We start from the raw sequence: 20167 nt of genomic DNA, 5'->3' as shown, positions 1-20167 counted from the left end.
AGCAGTCGAGCATGGCTCGACTCTACATGGAGCGTGCATCTGCGTATCATTCGCATTTGATATGCCGATGCCGGAGCCCCGCGTGACCCAACGTTCCCCCATGCACCCGACCGGACGCCTGTTCGCGGCGGTCGCTTTCATCGAGGCCGTGACCTGGGCCGGCCTGCTCATCGGCATGTGGATGAAATACGGCCCCATGGCCAACGTGGCGTTGGTGAAGCTGTTCGGGCCTCTGCACGGCGTGGCTTTCCTGGTATACGTGGCGGTCACTCTGTTCGCAGCGGTGCGCCTGCGCTGGCCGTGGTGGGCCAGCGCCCTGGCCCTGCTGGCGGCTATCCCGCCGCTGGTGACGCTGCCGCTGGAATGGTGGTTCAAGCGTCGCGGTCTGCTCGGCCTGCGTGCAATGCGCTGAACCCACTGTTGCACGCCCATTCAAGAGAATGGGTATCAAATGCAAATACGAGCCGTTATCATTTGAGGGTGGCATCCGGTCCTGAACGGGACGGATGCCGGGCAGGGCTCGCAGACGCGTCCGCTCATCCTTTCCTGTTACGGCTGGTGTTCCATGCACGCACGTCCCGTCGTTCCCGGTTTGCCGGCGCTGGTGTTGGCTGCCCTGATCGGCACCATGGCGATGATGTCCTTCGTCGCGGTGATCGGCCCGGTGGTCCGCATGCTCGGCCTGTCCGAATGGCATGCGGGCCTGTCGGTCACTGCCGCAGGCGTGTTGTGGATGCTGGCCGCGCGCCCGTGGGGCCAGCTCAGCGACCGCATCGGCCGGAAGCGCGTGCTGATGCTGGCGATGGGTGCCTACACCGTGGTCTACATCGCGCTGGCCGTGTTCATCGACGTTGCCCTGCAGGCGGTGCCGCCGGTGCTGGTATCGGTGCTGGTGCTGGTGGGGGCGCGTGGCCTGATCGGCCTGTTCTACGCCGCCGTGCCGCCCACGGCTGCGGCGCTGATTGCCGACAAGGCGCCGACTGGACAGCGCGCCAGTTTCCTTGCGCGGCTGGGCAGCGCAAATGCGCTGGGCATGGTGCTGGGCCCGGCGGCCGCGGGCTGGCTGGCCTATACGAATCTCTCGCTGGCGCTGTATGTCGCCGCACTGCTGCCGCTGCTGGCGCTGGCATTGCTTGCGTGGCGGCTACCGGCGACGCCACCGGTGGTGGGCACCAACGCGCAGCGTCGCGCGCCGATGAGCCGCCTCGACCGGCGCCTGCGCCTGCCGCAGCTGGCCGCCTTCATCGCGATGGTCTCGGTGACCATCGCGCAGGTCACGGTGGGCTTTTTCGCGATTGATCGGCTGGGGCTCGATGCGGTGGCCGGCGCTCGCATGGCTGGCATCGCGCTGACTGCGGTTGGCGTCGGCCTGATCCTGGCGCAGACGCTGGTGATGAAGCTGGACGTGCATCCACGCCGCTGGATCGTTTTCGGTGCACTGATTTCCGGCATCGGTTTCGCATCGGTGGCGGGCGTGCAGCAGGCCTGGCAGTTGCCGGCGGCCTACGCACTGGCCGCCTTCGGCATGGGTTTCGTGTTTCCGTCGTTCCAGGCGCTGGCCGCCGATGCTGTGGAAGCGCATGAGCAGGGCGCCACCGCTGGCACCGTTGCTGCCGCGCAGGGGATGGGCATGGTGGCCGGGCCGATGCTCGGCACGCTGTTGTATCGCGGCGGGCCCAGCCTGCCTTACCTGCTGGTGGGTGCGCTGCTGCTGTTGCTGTGCGCGCTGGCCGCAGCGCATCGGATGAAGGAGACCCCATGAACGATTCCCTGATGCAGGGGGCGTGGCCGGAGGCTGCGCCATCGACGCTGGAGAGCGTGGACGACGCGTCGCTGTTCCTGCTGCAGCACGCCGGGCAGCATGTGCACGCACGTGGTTGCCGCGCGGCGTTGCCCGCAGGCGCACTGGCGACGTTGGCCGGGCGTGTCGCCGCGTTCTTCGCGCAGCAGCGCGGCGGCCCCGGCCTGCTGGTCGGGGCGGTGCCGTTCGAACCGCGCGCCGATGATGCGCTGTACCAGCCCGAGCGGCTGCTGCCTGCACTGCCGCTGCAACCACAGGCAGCGCCCCCGCTGGAAGGTGACCCACAGGCCGAGCCCGCGCCCCAGGACTATGCCGCCGCAGTGGCCACGGCGGTGCAGGCGCTGCGCGCGCCCGGGCACGACCTGCGCAAGGTGGTGCTGGCGCGCAGCCTGCTGGCACGCACGCGCCAGGTGTTGTCTCCGGAACGGTTGTTGGCACGTCTTGGCGCCGATCCCTCGGTGGCCACCTATGCAGTGCCGCTTCCGGTGGAGCCCGGCCAGGCACCGGCCTGGCTGGTCGGTGCCACGCCGGAGCTGCTGCTGCGCAAGCGCGGCGCCGAACTGCTGTCGCACCCGCTGGCGGGCTCCGCCCGGCGCAGCGCCGATGCCGCAGAGGACGAGCATGCCGCGCAGGCGCTGCTGGCCTCCACCAAGGACCATGACGAGCATCGCCACGTGGTAGAGGCCATCGTCGATGGCCTTTCGCCGTACTGCAGCCACATCGATGCACAGTCGCGCCCGGTGCTGCATGCCACTGCAAGCATGTGGCACCTCGGTACCCGCATCCACGCGACCCTGAAGGATCCGCAGACCCCTGCGGCCGAACTGCTGGCCCAGCTGCATCCCACACCGGCGGTCTGCGGGACGCCGAGAATGGCGGCACTGCAGCGCATCCGCGAGCTTGAGCCGGTTCCGCGTGGCTTCTACGCCGGCGCCGTGGGGTGGCTGGATGCGCAGGGCGACGGCGACTGGTATGTGGCGATCCGTTGTGCGCGGATGCAGGGCACGCAGTTGCGCCTGTATGCCGGTGCCGGCATCGTCGCCGACTCGCTACCAGAAGCCGAGGTGGCCGAAACCGCAGCGAAGTTCGCTGCCCTGTTGAATGCGCTGGGCGTCCACTCGTCCGCGCCTTCGATCGAGCCTGCCGCATGAACACGTCCCACGTTTCTTCCCGTCTGCCCCTGCAGCAGGTGTGGCCCGATGAACTGGCTGCGCGCTATCGCGAAGCAGGCCACTGGCGCGGCGAGACCTTCCCGTTGTTCCTGCGCGAACGCGCGGAACGCTACGCCGACGACATCGCGGTGGTCGCCGGCGATGTGCGCCTGAGCTATGCGCAGCTCTGGCATGAGGCCGGACGCATCGGCGCGGGCCTGCTGGCACTCGGCCTGGAGCCGGGCGAGCGGGTGCTGGTGCAGCTGGGCAACAGCGCAGGGTTCATCACTACGGTCTGCGGCCTGTTCCGCGCTGGGCTGGTGCCGGTGTACGCGCTGCCTGCGCACCGCATCACCGAACTGGTGCATTTCGCCAACAAGGCCGAGGCCAGTGCCTACATCACCACCGACCTGCATGACGGCTTCGATCACCTTACGTTGGCGCGGGCGCTGCAGGCTGAAGTGCCCGCGATACGCAAGGTGGTGATCGATGGCGATGCACAGGAGTTCACCGCGCTGGAGACGCTGCAGGGCGACCGCGGCCAGTTGCCGGCCGATCCGGACCCGCAGTCGGTGGCGTTCCTGCAGATATCCGGTGGCAGCACCGGGCTGTCCAAGCTGATTCCACGCACGCACGACGACTACATCTACTCGTTCTGTGCCAGCAACGCGATCTGCGGCATCGACCGCGACAGCGTCTATCTGGTCGCGTTGCCGGCCGCGCACAACTTCCCGATGAGCTCGCCGGGCTTCTTCGGTGCGCTGTACGCCGGTGCCCGCGTGGTACTCAGCCCCGGTCCCGGCCCGGACGCAGCCTTCCCGCTGATCGCGCGGGAGCGGGTGACCTGCTGTGGCCTGGTGCCGCCGCTGGCGTTGCTTTGGGCGCAGGCGGCTGCAACCAGCAAGCACGATCTGTCCAGCCTGCAGGTACTGCAGGTGGGTGGGGCCAAGCTGGTGCCGGAAGCCGCGCGACGCGTGATCGACGGCCTGGGCTGCACCCTGCAGCAGGTATTCGGCATGGCCGAGGGCCTGGTGAACTACACCCGGCTGGACGATCCGGAAGACCTGATCGTGGCCTGCCAGGGGCGACCGATCAGTCCGGATGATGAGGTGCGCGTGGTCGATGACCATGACCAGCCGGTGGCGGAGGGCGAGGTCGGGCACCTGCTGACGCGTGGCCCGTACACCATCCGTGGCTACCACAACGATGCGGCGGCCAACGCGCGCTCGTTCACCGATGACGGCTTCTATCGTACCGGCGACCGCGTGCAGCAGCTGCCCGGTGGCTACCTGGTGGTACAGGGCCGGGCGGGCGACCACATCAACCGCGCCGGCGAAAAGGTCTCCGCCGAAGAGATCGAGGACCACCTGCTGGCGCACCCCGGCGTGTTCGATGCCGCCGTGGTCTCCATTCCCGATGAATACCTGGGCGAGCGCAGCTGTGCCTTCGTGATCCCGCAGGGCGAACCGTTCAAGGCACCCGCACTGAAGGCCTGGATGCGCACGCGTGGCCTGGCCGCGTTCAAGGTGCCCGACCAGGTCGTGTTCGTCGACAGTTTCGATACCACTGCGGTCGGCAAGATCAGCCGCCGCGAACTGCGCGCGCAGCTGCGCGCGCGTCATCTGCAACAGACAGGAGGAACGCGCTGATGGCGCTGCCCCGTATCACCGATTATCCCTTGCCGACCGCCGCCGAACTCCCGCACGCGCGTGGGCCGTGGCGCCCGCACCGCGATCGTGTCGCGCTGCTGGTGCACGACATGCAGCGCTATTTCCTGGCCGCATTCGACGCCGGTAATGCACCACTGCGCCCGGCCGTGGACAACATCGCACGCCTGCTGGCGCATTGCCGCGCGCACAGCATTCCGGTGTTCTACACCGCCCAGCACGGCGACCAGGACCGCCGCGACCGTGGCCTGCAGGCCGACCTGTGGGGGCCGGGCATGCGCCGCAGTGCCGACCACGAACCGATCATCGAGGCGCTGGCACCGCAGCCAGGCGAGCACGTGCTGGTGAAGCATCGCTACAGCGCATTCCAGCGCAGCAACCTGGAAACGCTGATGCGGGTGCGTGGGCGCGACCAGCTGCTGGTGACCGGCGTGTACGCCCATATCGGCTGCACCGCGACCGTGGTCGAGGCGTTCCAGCGTGATATCGAGGCCTTCATCGCCGCCGATGCGGTAGCGGACTTCTCGCGCGCCGATCACGATCAGGCGCTGCACTGGATCGCGCGCACCAGCGGGGTGCCGATGACCACCGACCAGCTGCTGGAGGTGCTGTGATGGCCGCCACGGGTGAGGTGCTGGATCTGGAGCGGATGCGAGCCGACGTGGCGCGCGTTCTGGAATGTTCGCCGGCCGAGATCGGTGACGACGACAACCTGATCGACCTGGACCTGGATTCGATGCGCATGCTCGGCCTGGTCCTGGCCTGGGGCAACACCGGCCTTCCGCTGGAGTTCTCGCAGTTGGCCGAGCACACCACGCTGCGCCAGTGGTGGGGCGTTGTGCAGGCGCTACAGGCCGCGCAGAGCGCATGAACGCCGTCGCGCTGGCCATGCCGGTGGCGCTGACCGAGGCCCAGTCCGGACTGTGGTTCGCACAGCGGCTGGCGCCGGACAATCCGTCATTCAATACCGCGCATGCGGTGTGGATCGACGGCCCGTTGGACGTGGCGGGGTTCGTTGCGGCGGCAGACCAGGCGGCGGTCGAAGCCGAGGCCTTCGCGCTGCGCTTTGCCGAGGGTGCCGATGGCCAGCCCGTGCAGTGGCATGAGCCGGCGCACGTGCCACGGCTTTCGGTACGTGATGTTTCCGCCGAGGCGGATCCCGCAGCTGCGGCGCGCAGCCTGATGCTGGCCGACCGGCTGAGCCCGGTGGATCCCACCCGCGACCGGATCAGCCAGCAGCTGCTGCTTGATCTGGGCGAGCAGCGCTGGGTCTGGTACCTGCGTGTGCACCATCTGGCCGCCGATGGCTACGGCATGGCGCTGTTCACCGATCGTGTGTGCGCGTTGTATGCCGGTCGTACAGGTGAGCCGCTGCCAGGGCTGGCGGGCGTGCTGGCCGATGACGTCGCCTACCGGGCCGATCGGCGCCGTGCAGCAACTGGGCAGTGGTGGCGCGAACAGATGCAGGGCGCACCGGCCGGCGCTGGCGTGGCGGGAACGCTGGAGTCAAGCAACGACGCGCTGCGCTGGGTGCAGCCGCTTGATGCGGCGTTCCGCGAGCGCCTGCTGCAGGTATCGACAGGCTGGCTGCAACCCTGGCCGGATGTGCTGGCTGCGCTGTCGGCCGAGTACCTGCGGCGGATGAGTGCCGCCGATGAAGTGGTGCTGGGCGTGCCCTACATGGGGCGGCTGGGCAATGCGTCGGCGCGGGTGCCGGCGATGGTCATGAATGTGTTGCCGCTGCGCGTGGCGGCCGGCGAGGGCAGCGTCGAGGCCTTTGCCCGGGGCCTGGGTCGCCAGCTCAGCCAGGGGCGCAAGCATGGCCGTTACCGAGGCGAGCAACTGCGCCGGGATCTGGGCCTGGTGGGCGCGCAGCAGCGCCTGCACGGTCCGATGGTGAATGTGCAGCCGTTCTACAGGCCACTGGCCCTGCCAGGCTTACAGGCGACCCTGGAGGTGCTGTGCACCGGGCCTGTGGATGACCTGACGCTGGGCTTCCGTGGTGATGGCCAGAGCCTGCTGGATCTGGAGATCGAGGCCAACCCCGCGCGGTACAGTCGCGGGGATGTGCAGGCGCATGCGGCGCGGCTGCTGCATTTCGTGTCGGCGGCACTGCAGGCTGAAGACATCGCGGCCGTGCCGTTGGCCACCGCCGAAGAAGCGCAGCAGGTGGTGCATGGTTTCAATGCCACCGCGCATGCGCTGCCACCGACCACGTTGGTCGAGCTGCTGCAGCAGGGCATGGACCGTGATCCGCACGCACCCGCGCTGGTCTCCGGTGTTTCCACGCTGGACTACGCGACATTGGAAGCGCGCAGCTTCGCGCTGGCAGCACAGCTGCGCGCGATGGGCGTCCGCCCGGGCAGCGTGGTGGCGGTGGCATTGCCGCGCTCGCTGGAGCTGGTGATGGCGCTGGTCGCGGTGCTGCGTGCCGGAGCCGCCTATCTGCCGTTGGACCTTGCTCATCCCGACGATCGCCTGGCGCGTATTCTGGCCTCGGCACAGCCGGTGTGCGTACTGGCAGCGGCGGACGTCTCGGCGCGTGTGGCCGATGTGCCGGTGCTTGCGCCGGAGCAGTGGACTGCGCTGAGTTTTGCCGCGCCGTGGGCCGATCCTGCACCTGACGATGCGGCCTACGTGATCTACACTTCCGGCTCGACCGGGGAACCCAAGGGCGTGGTCATCGAACACCGCGCCATCGTCAACCGCCTGCTGTGGATGCGCGAGCACTATGGATTCAAGGCAGACGACTGCGTGCTGCAGAAGACCCCGGCCACCTTCGATGTGTCGGTCTGGGAGTTCTTCCTGCCGCTGCTGTGCGGGGCCACGCTGGTGGTCGCCGGACCGGACGCGCATCGTGACCCCACCGAACTGGCGCGGCTGATCCGCGAGCATGGCATCACCACGGTGCATTTCGTGCCGTCGATGCTTGATGCCTTCCTCGCTGCACCGGCCTCTGAAGGCCTGCAGCTGCGACGGGTCTTCACCAGTGGCGAGGCGCTGGATGCAGCGTTGCGTGATCGCTTCCATGCGCGCATGCACGCCGACCTGCACAACCTGTATGGCCCGACCGAAGCGGCAGTGGATGTGAGCTACTGGCCCGCCCCGGCCCAGGATCGCTCGCGACCGGTACCGATCGGCTTCCCGGTCTGGAACACCCGCCTGTACGTGCTGGACGCCCGGATGCAGCCGCTGCCGGTGGGCGTGGCAGGCGATCTCTACCTCGGTGGCGTGCAGCTGGCGCGTGGCTATCTGGGCCGCGACGACCTGACCGCGGAGCGTTTCCTTGCCGACCCGTTCCTGCCTGGCGAGCGCATCTATCGCACCGGTGACGTGGCGCGCTGGCGTGGCGATGGCGCGGTCGAATACCTGGGCCGCAGCGACCATCAGGTGAAGCTTCGCGGCCTGCGCATCGAACTGGGCGAGATCGAGGCGGCACTGCGCGAACTGCCCGGCATGGAGCGGGTGGAAGTGCTGCTGCGCCAGGACGCGCCCGGCGATGCCCGGCTGGTCGCCTATGTGCCAACCGCGCGTGCCGATGCTGTGTTGCTGCGAAGCCACCTGGCCACGCGCGTACCGGACTATATGGTGCCCTCGGCGTTTGTCGGTGTGGACCACTGGCCGGTGACGGCCAACGGCAAGCTCGACCGCAACGCGCTGCCGAAGCCGCCGCAGCAGGTGCTGGCAGGGATGGCCGCGCGCACACCGCTGGAGCGGGAGCTGGCGGGCCTGTTCGCTCAGGCCCTGGGCCTCGCCGAGCCGGTGGCGGTCGACGCCGACTTCTTCAGCCTAGGCGGCGATTCGCTGTCTGCGGTGCACCTGCTGCTGGCCATTGAGCAGCGCTGGCGCTGCGATCTCGGCCTGGGGGCGCTGTTCGCACAACCCACGGTGGCTGCGCTTGCGGTACGCATTGCTGAGCCGCCTGCGCTCGCTGATCACGCATTGGGCCCGGTGATCGCATTGGCTGCGCCCGAGGCCGACACCGTGCCGCTGTTCGTGCTGCACCCGGCCGGTGGCATTGCCTGGAACTACCGTGCCCTGGCCCGGGCATTGCAGCCGGCGCGTGCGGTCTATGGCCTGCAGTCGCCGGCACTCGATCCGAAGCAGCCGTTGCCGCCCAGTATCGAGGCAATGGCCAATGATTACGTGCAGCGGGTGGTCGCACTACAGCCGAAGGGGCCGGTGCACCTGCTGGGCTGGTCGGTGGGTGGCATCCTCGCCCAGGCGATGGCGGTGCGACTGCATGAGATCGGGCGCGAGGTCGGCGAACTTGTACTGCTGGACGCCTATCCCTGCGAGTGCTGGCGGGCCGAGCCGGAGCCCGATGCCATCGCCGCATTGCGGGCACTGCTGGCGATTGCCGGTCATGACCCGGATGCGCATCCGGAACTGGACAGCCGGGAACGCATTCTCGCGTTCCTGCGTCGTGGCGGCAGTGCGCTCGGCAGTCTGCCGGATGTGGTGCTGGACGGCGTGGTGCGCGCCGTGACCGGCACCAATCGACTGATCCGCGAACACATTCACCAGCCGTTCGACGGCACCCTGGTGCACGTCCGCGCGGGCCACGATCATCAGGCACGGCCACAGCTGCAGTCGGCGTTGTGGCGGGCGCATGCGCGCAGGGTGCAGGCGCTGGAACTGCCGTTCCTGCATGCCGAGCTGACCGGCCGCGACGCAGTGGCGCAGCTGGCACCGTGGTTGTCGGCACGCTTGCGCCAATGGGACGAACAACAGGAGATCGCAACATGCAGTTGACCGGTTTCAAAGGCCGCGTGGCGTTGGTGACCGGCGCTGCCGGTGGCATCGGCGAGACACTGGTGCGGTTGCTGGCCGAGGCCGGTTGCACCGTAGTGGCGACCGATCGCGAGGCGCCTGTTACGGCAGATGTGCGTGTGCACACCTTTGCGCTCGACGTGACCGACAGTGCCGCCGTGGACGGCCTGGTGGATCAGGTCGAGTCCAGCATCGGGCCGATCATGCTGGCCGCCAGCGTAGCCGGTGTGCTGCATGTGGGCGGCGTGACCGAGACCGGCGATGACGACTGGCGCCGGGTGTTCGCGGTGAACACCGACGGGGTGTTCCATGTCGGGCGTGCCCTGGCGCGGGTGATGTCGCCGCGCGGGCAGGGCGCGATGGTTACCGTCAGCTCGAATGCGGCCGGTGTGCCGAGGCATGGCATGGCCGCCTATGCGGCATCCAAGGCCGCCGCCACGATGTTCACCCGCTGCCTCGGGCTGGAGCTGGCGCCGTTGGGCATCCGCTGCAACATCGTCGCCCCGGGGTCCACGCTGACCCCGATGCAGACCGGCATGTGGCAGGACGAGCACGGCGCCGAACGGGTGATCGCCGGCAACCTGGAGACCTACAAGGCCGGCATCCCACTGCGCAAGCTGGCCACCCCCGAGGACATCGCGCAGTCGGTGATGTTCCTGCTCTCCGAGCAGGCCGGGCACGTAGCGATGAGCGACCTGTACGTGGACGGTGGCGCCACCCTGCGCGGCTGAGTTCCTCAGAGCCGAACCCATGACTCGGCTGATTCAGAAGGCAGCCGGTGTGGCTGTGAATGCCAACCCGGCGTGGCATGGGCATTCTTGAACCTGTTTGTTCAGCAATGCTGTTCGATCAGACCGATGATGTGACCGAGTAGGCCATCTAATGAAGTGAGTTCTTCGTAGACATTATCGAACGCTACTTTGTCACGGACCTGGTACCGCCCTGTTGCGAATTCAAAGACGTAGCAATCCATATCGCTCTCTCCGAGTTCTACATAGCCGCCCATGGATCCCTGGTCGCAAGCGAGAAGGTTCATTTCCACAAAAGCAAGCGCTGACCCGCCATCGCGGTATGAGCGTGAAGTGCTCGAGTAGAGGAAGACTCCTGCTGCTGCCAAGCCATCGTGGCGCGAAAGAATGCCCAGATAGGACTCCGGCAGGGTGATACCTAGCGTAGAAAGCACCAAGCTCTGGAGCGCGTCGACGTCAGAACGTCCAAGTGGAGGGCCAAGGTACATCTCGGCTTCGTTGAGATTCGCGCGGAGCTTGAGAAGTCTGGCTTCTACTGAAGGCTGCATTTGTTGAGATTGAATTCGTGTGCAATGAGGGCAGTAAGACACTGTGGAATTCGTCATTCGACGTCAATGGCAGTCGCCCTAAGCTGTTCAAGTTGGTCAACCATTGACGTGGTTGGCTCGCGGTAGCGATTGGACAGCAGCGCTGCTGGGAGTCGATAAGCGCCAAGCAATGTTGGCGTAACCAGCAGCGTGGATCAGGATTGTCGTGTCCAAGGGGCGCCGAACGAGGTCGGCGTAATGTGTTCAACCCGCGCTGCGCGGCTTGCGTGTCCGTTTCGGCTTTGCGGTCTCACCGCCGCTGGCGGCGCCATCCTGCAGCGCCTGCAGCCAGGACAAGGTGTCGACGTAGTCGATGAAATGGCGCAGGTAGCCAGGGCTGGTCGCCTGCATCGTATCGAGCATGCGCTGCACCAGCACCGCCGAGTTCAGCGGGCCGCCATCGGCGGGGGCCTCGGCGCGCAGCGAGCGGCGCACCTGCAGTTCGCTGCGCAGCTCCGACCATTCGCGCTGCACCTGCTGCAGCATCGGCACCTGCGGGTAATGCGGCAGCGAGCGCGACCCCGCATCGAGGTCACGCACCAATGCGCGCAGGCCTTCCAGGGCGGGCGGTTTACTTGCCATCCGGGGCCTTGGGCTTGGGAATCGGCGCGATTTCCACGCGGCGGTTTCGTGCGCGGCCTTCTTCACTGGCATTGGAGCTGACCGGCTGCTCACTGCCGAACGCGGCGGCGAACACGGCGTCAGCCGGTACGCCATCGGCGATCAGGGTGCGGGTCACGGTCAGCGAACGCTGCGCGGACAGCTCCCAGTTGTCGGCAAAGCGGCGGTTGCCTTCGCGCACCGGCGCATCATCGGTAAAGCCGCTGACCATCAGGATCTCTTCGCGACTGCCCAGGTAGGCGGCCAGCGGCGCGGCCAGGCTGCGCAGCAGCTCCTGGCCTTCCGGCTGCAGCTGGTCGGAGTTCAGCGCGAACAGCACGCTGCCGCTGATGCCGATGCGGCCATCCACCAGCGTCACGCGGCCGGCCGCCAGCGGTCCAGCCAACGCCTGTTCCAGCGTCTGCAGGCGCTTGGCCTCGGCCTGGCGCTGTTTCACTTCCTGGTCCAGCCGCTGCGACAGCTCCAGCTGCACCGCGACCACGCCGACCAGGATCAGCACGAATGCGCCCAGCAGCACCGACATCAGGTCGCCGAAGGCGGCCCAGATCGGGGCGTGCGAGCCGCCATCGACCTCCAGCTCGTCGCTCATGCGTTGCCGCTCTTGCCGCGGCGCGCGGCCAGATGCTGCAGTTCTTCCATCACCTGCTTCTGCGACAGCAGGCTGAGGTCGACCACCTCGCGCGCTTGCGCCACGTAGTAGGCCAGCTGTTCATCGCTGCGCGCCAGCGATGCATCCAGTGCACCGCCGATCTGTTCCAGGCGGCCGGACAGCTCGGTGGCGGTGGCGCCGAACTGCGCGACCGCTTCGCCGAAGGTGCCGGCCAGCTGGCCCACCTCGGCAGCACTTCCGTTGAGCGCGGCGGCGATGCCGTCCAGCTTGCCGGTCTCGGCAGCGATATGGTCGGTGAAGCGGTTGCCGACGCGTTCCAGCAACTCGGCCGAGCCACCGACCAGCGCGTCCACCGCCGTGCGCTGCTCGTGCGACGCATGGTTGATCGCATCGAGCAGGGTCTGCACGGTGGCCAGCAGGCGGCCGCGTTCTTCCAGCATTGCGTTGTCGCGCACCAGGCTCTCGGACAGCGTGCTGCGCAGCTCATTGATGACGTCGGCAGCGGCCTTCGGTGCGGCGGCAGCGGTCTGCAGCAGGGTGGAGACTTCGGCCAGCGTGGCGCTGGCCTGGGCGCGGCCGTTCTCGCCGATCTGCTGTGCGGTCGTCGCCAGCGTGTCGCAGACCTGCTGCTGCTGCGCAGCCAGGCGCTCGCCGTTGGCCTGCAGGCGCTCGGCCAGATCGGTGGAAACGTGCTGCAGGGTATCGCTCCACCGCTGCAGGCGCTGTTCGTCGCCGGCCTGCAGCTGCGCCTGCAGCGCGGCGTGGGCCTGCTGCAGTTCGGCGCTGACCGCGTCCCAGCGCGCCTGGCGTTGCTGTTCGCGGCGGTCCAGGCTGGCCTGCAGCTCGGCGTGCGCGGTGGCAGCAGCTGCCTGCGCGGCCTGCCAATCCTGCAAGCGCTGCTGTTCGTGGTCCTGGAAGAGCGACTGATTGGCGCTGTGCTGCTGTTCCAGTGCCTGCAGCAGCGCCTGCGCACGCGCGTCCAGATGCTCGCTGGCGGCGATCAACGCCTGCTGCTGGCGCTCGACCAGCGCGCTGTTCAGGGCCTGCTGCTGCTCGGCGGCGGTACGCAAGGCCTCCGCATTGCCCTGTGCATCGGCCTGCAGGCGCTCGCCGATGCACGCGACCAGTGCTTCGGCCTGCGTGCCCTGACCATCGCTGAACGCCTGCAGGTGCTGGCGCAGATCGTGTACCAGTGCCTGCTGTGCCTGGCTCTGTTCACCCACTACCTTGGCCCAGCTCGCTTCGGTCGCAACGCGGCTGCGCTCGAAGCCGTCGCTCAGGCCGGCCAGCTGCTGCTGAACGGCCTGCTCGATGCGGGCGTGCAGTGCTTCGCCATGGTGAGCCAGACCGGTCAGAGTGGTTTCGGCCATCGGCTGCAGCGCGCCACCGATGGCAGCGGCGCTGGCTTCAGCCCCCTCGCGCAGCGACTCCTGCAGCGACACCGCCAGGCGTTCCTGCAGCGCCTGGCTCTGGGTCAGGAACTCGGCCTGGCCGGCCAGCAGGCGCTCGTTGGCGGCCGTGCTGTGTTGTTCAAACGTCTGCGTCATCGCCTGCAGGCGGTCGACCAGCGCCGGCAGGGCGGCGGACTGTGCCTGCAGGAGGCGCAGCGATTCGGTACGTTGCCAGGCCTGCGAATACGGGTGCAGGTCGCTGGCAATGGCGCGGTCCAGCTGCTGCACGGCCTGCAGGCGGTCACGACGCAGCAGTGCCGCCAGCAGGCCGAGCATGGCCGAGCTGGCCACACCGGCGATCGAGGTGCCGAATGCCACCGCCAGGCCCTGCACCGGCGAGGCCAGCGAGCCGCGGATCGCGGCCATGTCGGTCGCACTCTGCAGCGCCAGCCCGGTGCCGCGCAGGGTGTCCATCATGCCCAGCAGCGTGCCGAGCATGCCCAGCAGCACCAGCAGCCCCACCAGGTACGGGGTCAGTACCGGTGCGGGCAGGGCGGTGCGCTCGCCTTCCACGCGCAGGCGCACGGCGTTGCGCAGGCCCACCGGCACGCGCTCCAGCCAGGGGGCGAGGCTTGCCTTCGCACTGGACAGGTCGTTCAGCGCGCTGCGCAGGCCATTGCTGGCCTGGCGGTAACGGTACAGCTCTACGCCACCGGCGATGTAGCAGGCCGCGATGATTGCCGCTACCGCTGCACCCAGCGGATGCACCGAAACGTAGCCAATGCCGATCCAGCACACGGCCAGCAGGCCGACAAGGAAAACAACGACATGGAAAGCAGTTCTGGACATGGTGTTCCGGTCAGTAGGAGCGCAGGGCGTCTTGCAGCCCTTCGATCGGGTGGAAGCGCAGCTGCAGTTCGGCGAGCAGCAGCGTGCGCATGTCATGGCGGAAGGCCGCGCGCCAGCCAGGCTGGCCGTGCACGCGTTCAAAACGGGCGCCGAGCACCGCCGGCGCAGTGGCCAGCAGGCTGTGCTCGCGCGGGGTGAGGGTCTGCTCCATCACCGCATCGACCTCGGCCAGCCGCGCCAGTTCCGGCGACGCCTGTACCAACTGGTCGCGCAGGCGGCCGCGCAGGCGCCCGGTGGCGGTCTGGATGGCCTGCTGCAGCACCCGGTAGCGCTGGCGCAGCGAGGCAAAGTTGGGCGCAGCGGCGGCTTCCGCCAGGTCGAGCAGGCGCTCGGCCTCGGCATCCTCGCGGATCGAGGCCAGCAGGCTGGCGCGGGCCTGGGCGCAGTCGGCCAACACATCCTCGACCGCTTCGGTGGCCTCGCCTGCCTCGGGCAGGCGCCCGCCGAGCGCCCCGGACAGCGCCACGGCGCGGCTCCAGTCCACCCACTGGCCGAGGCGATCGGTCAGGGCGGGACTGGTGGCCGGCATCGCGCCGTCGCTGAGACGGGCGAGCAGGCGGAGGAACTCCGGTCCACCCAGGACCGGCTGCGCTGCGTTCGCCATCAAGGGGTGAGGGGCCAAAAACCGTTGATTTTACAACCAGATGACCCCGGCTGGATGAAGGCGAGGGCGGGGCGGGGGCGCCCGCAGGCGCGACAAGGCTTAGAATGTCCGGCTGCACCCATCGTTCGACCCCCTGGAGTTCCCCATGACTGTTGCGCAGTTCTACCCGATCGGCACCCCCGGACAGCCCTGGGGCGACGCGGAACGTGCACAGTGGCGGGCCCGCCAGCAGCGCCAGCGCAGCTACCAGGACGACGTGGTGGCCGCGCTTGAGCGCCTGGACGACAGCATCTTCGACGTGATCCAGTACGGCCAGCTGGACTATGCGCCGGACCACTATCCGCTGTTCGCCGTGGTCAACCACGACTGGAACCCGGCGCTGCCGACCGCGCTGATCACCGGTGGCGTGCATGGCTACGAGACCAGCGGTGTGCACGGTGCCCTGCAGTTCCTGGAACAGCAGGCTGAGCGTTACCTGGGCCGGCTGAACCTGATCGTGGCGCCGTGCGTCAGCCCTTGGGGCTACGAGCGCATCCAGCGCTGGAACCCGGATGCCATCGACCCGAACCGCAGCTTCCGTGACGGCGGCCAGATCGAGGAGGCGGCCGCGCTGATGGCCTGGGTGGCCGAGCGCAAGCCGAACCTGCTGGTGCACCTGGATCTGCACGAGACCACCGACAGCGATCTGCACGAGTTCGATCCGGCCCGTTGCGCCCGCGACGGCAAGCCATTCGAGCGCGACACCATTCCAGATGGCTTCTATGTAATCGGCAACAGCGAAGATCCGCAGGCCGAGTTCCAGAAGGCATTGATCACCGCGGTCGCGCCGGTCACCCATATCGCCCCGGCCGACGCCGAGGGCAACCTGGTCGGCCTGCCGCTGCAGTCGCCGGGCGTGGTCTGGGGCGAGTCGCGTTCGATCGGCGCCTGCGCTGGCTTCACCGACGCGCGTTTTGCCACCACGACCGAGGTCTACCCGGACAGCCCGCGCACCAACCCGCAGGAATGCAACGACGCCCAGGTGGCAGCGGTGTGTGCAGGCCTGGATTTCGCCCTGGCGGCGCAGTAACGCGCCACGTTCCGGGCAGCGACCGGCATCAGCCGGCGCTGTTTTCTCGTCGGCGAGGCGGCCACCGATGGCGTGGCCGACGCCCGGCATCCGGCGAACACATCCAGATCGCGCTGGTACACCGCGCTGCTGACGCCGAACAGGCCCAGCAGTGAATGGAAGACGTTGTCATGGCTGTGTGCCTCGTGCAGCGCAGTAGTGCTCAGGCACGCCATATCAAGGCCGACGTTGCGGCCGAAGTCCGGCGAGAACCACATCACAATAGGTACCTGGGTCTGCTCGCGCGGGGCGATGAAGTAGGGCGTGCCATGCAGGTACATGCCGCGTTCGCCCAGTGACTCACCGTGGTCGGAGACGTAGATCAGGGCTACATCGCGCTGGTCCGAATAGCCCTGCAGCAGATCGATGGCCTGGCCCAGCACGAGGTCGGTATGCACCAGGGTGTTGTCATAGGTGTTGACCAGCGCCTCGTTGCTGCAACGCTGGATCTGGTTGCTGTCGCAGGTCGGGACGAATGCCCGCGATGTGGCAGGGTAGCGCTCGAAGTAGGTCGGGCCGTGGCTGCCCAGCTGGTGCAGCACGACCAGGGCGTCACCGTTCATGGCGTCAATGCGTGTGCCGAGCTGATGCAGCAGCACCTCGTCGTAGCAGGTGCCGTCGGCATTGACACATTGGCCGGCCACCTTCAGCGCGGGCATGTCCTCGGTGGGCACGCGTTCGCACACGCCTTTGCAGCCGCCATTGTTGTTGTTGCGCCAAAGCACGCTGATGCCGGTGCGCTGCAGGATGTCGAGCACGTTCTCCTCGGTCGCTGCGCGTACATCGTCGTACTGGCGGCGGGTCATCTGCGAGAACATGCACGGCACCGAGATCGCCGTTGCGGTTCCGCATGAGGAAACATCACTGAAGCTGATGACGCCCTCCTTGCGCGAGAGTCGGGGATTGGTCGCGCGTAGGTAGCCATTGAGCTGGAAGTTCTGTGATCGCGCGGTCTCGCCGATGACCATTATCACAAGCTTCGGTCGCGGGCCCGGTACGCGCCTCGCGTCCTCGCCGATCGGGCGCAAGGGTTGCTGGCGGGTGCTGTAGAGGCTTTTCAGATAACCGTGTGTATGGCGCACGACGTTCAACGGCAGCACCTGGTCACGGATGTAGCGGTTGTTGCGCAACAGCGAGGAATAGTCCTTGTAGAACGCGAAGCCGATCGCCAGCAGCACCAGCAACGACGCCAGGACGCTGGCCGGCCACACCAGCAGCGAACGTATCGAACCCGCTCCGCTGGTGGTGCGTACCCAAGCCAGCCCGGCAGCGGGCAGCACGCCCAGCATCAGCAGGCTCAGCAGCAGCGGCAGCGAGAGGTAGGCGTTCAGTTCGGCCTGGTTGGTCTCGAACACGTTCTGCACCATGCTGCGATCGATCAGCACGTTGTAGTGCAGCATGAAATAGCTGCAGGCGGCGCTGGTGACGATGAGTACGGCCAGCAGCGGCCTGCGCAGGACTGGCAGTGCCAGCAGTGGCGTCAGCACCAGGTTGAACAGGCAGAACAGCACCACCGGCAAGCTGGCCAGGAACAGCACGCTGCGCAGGCTGTTGAGGTCGGTCAGGCCCCACAGCGTCTTCCAGAGGGCGATGTTTCCAAACGTGGTGAAGAACAGTGCGGCGGCCCAGACCAGAACGATCGGATGGGGCCGTGGAAAACGGAGGCATTGACGCACGAGCAGGTTCCGCGGTACGGGAGTGCGCGCAGTATCGAAACGGCTTTATCAGGAAGTTGTCAGGATGGGTGGACTAGCCCAGCAGGATCACGCCCCACACCGCGCCCACCATCAACAGTGCGGTGGTCTGCGCAGCGCTGCCCATGTCCTTGGCATTCTTGGACAGCGGATGCTGTTCCAGTGATATGCGATCAACCACCGCTTCGATCGCCGAGTTGAGCAGCTCCACCAGCAGGCTGATGAAGCAGACCGCCAGCACCAGTGCCCGCTCGACCGTGCTGATGTCCAGCACGAAGGCCGCCACCATCAGCAGCGCGTGCAGCAGCAACAGCTGGCGAAAGGCGGCCTCGCCACGGAAGGTGGCGATGAAGCCGTCGCGTGAGTGGATCAGGGTATGCAGGATGCGGCGCAGGCCGGTCTTGCCGTGCGGGTACTTGCTGCTGTCCTTGGGATGCTGCATGCGGGCTCCGCCGTGAAGTGAGTCGTCCCAGCATGTGTACGCGCGCGTCAGGAAACCGTCAGAGGGGCCACTCCAGGCTGAACCGGCATCCCTGCTGCGAGGAGTGCACCGTCATCCTCCAGCCCAGATGCTCGACGATGCGCTGCACGATCGACAGCCCCAGTCCCTCGCCACTGTGCGGGTTGCCGGGCAGGAAACGCTCGAACTGCTGTGGGTCGATACTGGAAGGCAGGCCGGGGCCTGTATCGGCGACGATGAGTGCGGAGTCGTGGAGGGTGATCCGCACTTCGCCGCATTCGGTGTACTGGCAGGCGTTGCGCAGCAGGTTCCAGATCACGCTGTGCGCCAGATCCGCGTTGGTGTCCAGCACGGCGTCATGCCGGGCATCAAACACAACGATTACCGGCTTTCCGGAAATCCAGGGCTGGCAGCGCTCCATGCAGGATTCGATCAGCGGACGCAGGGCCACCTCGTTGCGCGGCACGGTACTGGGCGCGCGTGACAGCAGCAGCAGGCAGGTCAGCTGGCGCTGCATCTCCCGGGTGGTGCGCATGATGCGCTCGGCGCTGGGAACCAGGTGGCTGTCGGCCGGAAGCTGGCAGGCGAGCGTCTCCGCAGCGCCGCCGATGATCGCCAGCGGCGTGCGCAGTTCGTGACTGGCGTCGCCGCTGAAGCACTGTTCGCGATGCAGGAACCGTTCGAGCTCGTCACTGTGCTGGGCGAAGGCGCGGGCGAGTACACCGATCTCGTCGCGGGCGTTCTGGTAGGGAAAGGGCTTCTGGCCGTCCTGCACCGCGTCCGCCAATCGCGTGATGGGCGCGATGACGTGCGTCGCTACCTTGCGGCCGATCAGGAAGGCGCCGAGCACGCAGATCGAAATTACCAGTGCCGCGAAGGCATTGATCAGGTGTTCCAGATAGCCGTAGTGCGCCGCGTCCTGCAGCAGGTAGTAGCGCTGGCCGCCGTTGTCGAAGACGCTCAGGTGCCACTCATTTGGCGCCTCTTCGCCGTGGTAGCCCGGGCCGTACTGGCGCAGCACGACAGGCACGTCCTGGGCATCGAACAGCTGGGTCCCTGGTGGCAGGACTGGGCGTTGGCCACGATCCAGCAAGGCCTGCAGCCTTTGCACTTCGCCGTGCTGGGTGCGCGCGACCACAGCGGCCCTGACCTGGTCGTAGTCGACCTGTTCGGCCAGTATGATGAAACCCATGGCGCCGGCCATCGACAGCACGAACGAGATCGTGATGCGGGTACGCAGGCTCAGGCGGCGGTAGAGGGACGCAGGGCTCACGCCAGCATGCGCCAGCCGACGCTATGCACCGTGGTGATCAGTGCGGTGTCGAAGCAGCGGTCCACCTGCAGGCGCAGCTCATGAATGTGTGTTCGCAGCGCGCCGCTGTCCGGTGGTTCATCGCCCCAGACCAGGTATTCCATTTCCTGCTTGCGCACCACGGCAGGCGCGGCGCGCACCAGGCACATCAGCAGCTTGTGCGACGTAGGCGTCAGGGCAATGCAGCGGCCTTGGCGCCAGGCCTGTGGCGAGCGCGTGTCCACCTGCAGGTCCTTCCACGCCAGCACGTTCTGGACCTGGCGACCCTGTGCCCGGCGGACCAGGGCCTTGATCCGCGCATCCAGCTCCTTCAGGGAGCACGGCTTGACCAGGTAGTCATCCGCGCCCAAGGCAAGGCCCTGCACCCGGTCATCCACCGGGTCGCGCGCGGTCAGCATCAGGATCGGCACCGGATTCTGGAATTCCTGGCGCAGCTTCTGGCACAGCGTCATGCCGTCCAGGCGCGGCAGCATCAGGTCCAGCAGGATGGCGTCGTAATCGTGCTGCGTTGCCCAGCGTAGTCCGCTGGCGCCGTCGCGGGCGTCGTCCAGGACGTAGCCGAGAGGCTCAAAGAAAGCGTACAGGTTGGCTACGAGCTCGGGGTTGTCTTCGATGATCAGCAGGCGGGTCATGGCGTGCGTCCTTGCGCGTGGCCGAACTGTGCCCGATCCCTGACTGATTGCCAATGCGCATGCTGAATGGATCGCGGCCTGGGTTCGGCCGCGTCAAG

At 67.5% G+C, this 20167-nt stretch carries 18 protein-coding genes; 9 read left to right on the top strand and 9 right to left on the bottom strand.

Annotation, left to right across the window (positions count from 1 at the left end):
• Positions 1-100 precede the first annotated feature (100 nt).
• The 8 genes from QP512_RS11360 to QP512_RS11325 all read left to right on the top strand — a co-directional run bounded on the left by QP512_RS11360 (position 101) and on the right by QP512_RS11325 (position 10123).
• Positions 101-412 carry a DUF3817 domain-containing protein gene (locus tag QP512_RS11360; protein WP_032129991.1) on the top strand — a complete coding sequence of 104 codons (312 nt, stop codon included), beginning with the start codon at positions 101-103 and terminating at the stop codon, positions 410-412.
• A 153-nt stretch (positions 413-565) separates the two neighbouring features.
• Positions 566-1762: an MFS transporter gene (locus tag QP512_RS11355; protein ID WP_286068619.1), complete on the top strand. Its 1197-nt coding sequence runs from the start codon at positions 566-568 to the stop codon at positions 1760-1762.
• The gene (locus QP512_RS11350) at positions 1759-2952 is read left to right on the top strand and encodes an isochorismate synthase (RefSeq protein ID WP_286068618.1); all 1194 of its coding nucleotides are present in this window, start codon (positions 1759-1761) and stop codon (positions 2950-2952) included. The genes QP512_RS11355 and QP512_RS11350 overlap by 4 nt, the downstream gene beginning before the upstream one ends.
• Entirely contained in the window at positions 2949-4601 is a 1653-nt protein-coding gene (locus QP512_RS11345; protein ID WP_286068617.1) for an AMP-binding protein, read from the top strand. The genes QP512_RS11350 and QP512_RS11345 overlap by 4 nt, the downstream gene beginning before the upstream one ends.
• The gene (locus QP512_RS11340) at positions 4601-5233 is read left to right on the top strand and encodes an isochorismatase family protein (RefSeq protein ID WP_286068616.1); all 633 of its coding nucleotides are present in this window, start codon (positions 4601-4603) and stop codon (positions 5231-5233) included. The genes QP512_RS11345 and QP512_RS11340 overlap by 1 nt, the downstream gene beginning before the upstream one ends.
• A complete protein-coding gene (locus QP512_RS11335; protein WP_286068615.1) occupies positions 5233-5490 on the top strand; it encodes a phosphopantetheine-binding protein in 258 nt (85 codons plus the stop codon). The genes QP512_RS11340 and QP512_RS11335 overlap by 1 nt, the downstream gene beginning before the upstream one ends.
• Entirely contained in the window at positions 5487-9374 is a 3888-nt protein-coding gene (locus QP512_RS11330; RefSeq protein ID WP_286068614.1) for an amino acid adenylation domain-containing protein, read from the top strand. Before QP512_RS11335 ends, QP512_RS11330 begins: the two co-directional genes overlap by 4 nt.
• A complete protein-coding gene (locus QP512_RS11325) occupies positions 9365-10123 on the top strand; it encodes a 2,3-dihydro-2,3-dihydroxybenzoate dehydrogenase (protein WP_197599184.1) in 759 nt (252 codons plus the stop codon). Before QP512_RS11330 ends, QP512_RS11325 begins: the two co-directional genes overlap by 10 nt.
• Positions 10124-10224: 101 nt before the next feature.
• Here QP512_RS11325 and QP512_RS11320 read toward each other — a convergent pair whose 3' ends face one another.
• The 5 genes from QP512_RS11320 to QP512_RS11300 all read right to left on the bottom strand — a co-directional run bounded on the left by QP512_RS11320 (position 10225) and on the right by QP512_RS11300 (position 14863).
• Positions 10225-10689 (bottom strand): YrhA family protein, encoded by a 465-nt coding sequence (locus tag QP512_RS11320; RefSeq protein ID WP_286068612.1) that lies wholly within the window; start codon positions 10687-10689, stop codon positions 10225-10227.
• Positions 10690-10932: 243 nt separating this feature from the next.
• A complete protein-coding gene (locus QP512_RS11315) occupies positions 10933-11382 on the bottom strand; it encodes a DUF2894 domain-containing protein (RefSeq protein ID WP_286068611.1) in 450 nt (149 codons plus the stop codon).
• Positions 11300-11938, bottom strand: a complete 639-nt coding sequence (locus QP512_RS11310) for an OmpA family protein (protein WP_286068610.1) — start codon at positions 11936-11938, stop codon at positions 11300-11302. Before QP512_RS11310 ends, QP512_RS11315 begins: the two co-directional genes overlap by 83 nt.
• Complete coding sequence (locus tag QP512_RS11305; RefSeq protein ID WP_286068609.1) at positions 11935-14199, bottom strand: DUF802 domain-containing protein; 2265 nt, start codon at positions 14197-14199, stop codon at positions 11935-11937. The genes QP512_RS11310 and QP512_RS11305 overlap by 4 nt, the downstream gene beginning before the upstream one ends.
• A gap of 10 nt (positions 14200-14209) precedes the next feature.
• Positions 14210-14863 carry a DUF3348 family protein gene (locus QP512_RS11300; RefSeq protein WP_286068607.1) on the bottom strand — a complete coding sequence of 218 codons (654 nt, stop codon included), beginning with the start codon at positions 14861-14863 and terminating at the stop codon, positions 14210-14212.
• Between the two features lie 145 nt (positions 14864-15008).
• Between QP512_RS11300 and QP512_RS11295 the strand changes: the two genes are divergently transcribed.
• Complete coding sequence (locus tag QP512_RS11295) at positions 15009-15932, top strand: M14 family metallocarboxypeptidase (RefSeq protein ID WP_286068606.1); 924 nt, start codon at positions 15009-15011, stop codon at positions 15930-15932.
• On the opposite strand, the gene eptA is transcribed toward QP512_RS11295, so the two are convergent.
• The 4 genes from eptA to QP512_RS11275 form a co-directional block, all read right to left on the bottom strand.
• Positions 15836-17647, bottom strand: coding sequence for a phosphoethanolamine transferase EptA (eptA, locus tag QP512_RS11290; RefSeq protein WP_286068605.1), 1812 nt, complete (start codon positions 17645-17647; stop codon positions 15836-15838). The genes QP512_RS11295 and eptA overlap by 97 nt on opposite strands.
• Positions 17648-17720: 73 nt before the next feature.
• Positions 17721-18107: a diacylglycerol kinase gene (locus QP512_RS11285; RefSeq protein ID WP_286068604.1), complete on the bottom strand. Its 387-nt coding sequence runs from the start codon at positions 18105-18107 to the stop codon at positions 17721-17723.
• A gap of 58 nt (positions 18108-18165) precedes the next feature.
• Positions 18166-19398: a HAMP domain-containing sensor histidine kinase gene (locus QP512_RS11280; protein WP_286068602.1), complete on the bottom strand. Its 1233-nt coding sequence runs from the start codon at positions 19396-19398 to the stop codon at positions 18166-18168.
• Complete coding sequence (locus QP512_RS11275; protein ID WP_286068601.1) at positions 19395-20069, bottom strand: response regulator transcription factor; 675 nt, start codon at positions 20067-20069, stop codon at positions 19395-19397. The genes QP512_RS11280 and QP512_RS11275 overlap by 4 nt, the downstream gene beginning before the upstream one ends.
• Positions 20070-20167 lie beyond the last annotated feature (98 nt).

Origin of the sequence: Stenotrophomonas sp. 57, assembly GCF_030291075.1 — a bacterium.
In the GTDB taxonomy this organism is placed as follows: Bacteria; Pseudomonadota; Gammaproteobacteria; order Xanthomonadales; family Xanthomonadaceae; genus Stenotrophomonas.
Note: the sequence above shows the minus strand (reverse complement) of the source record. Positions and strands in the feature narration are given on the sequence as shown.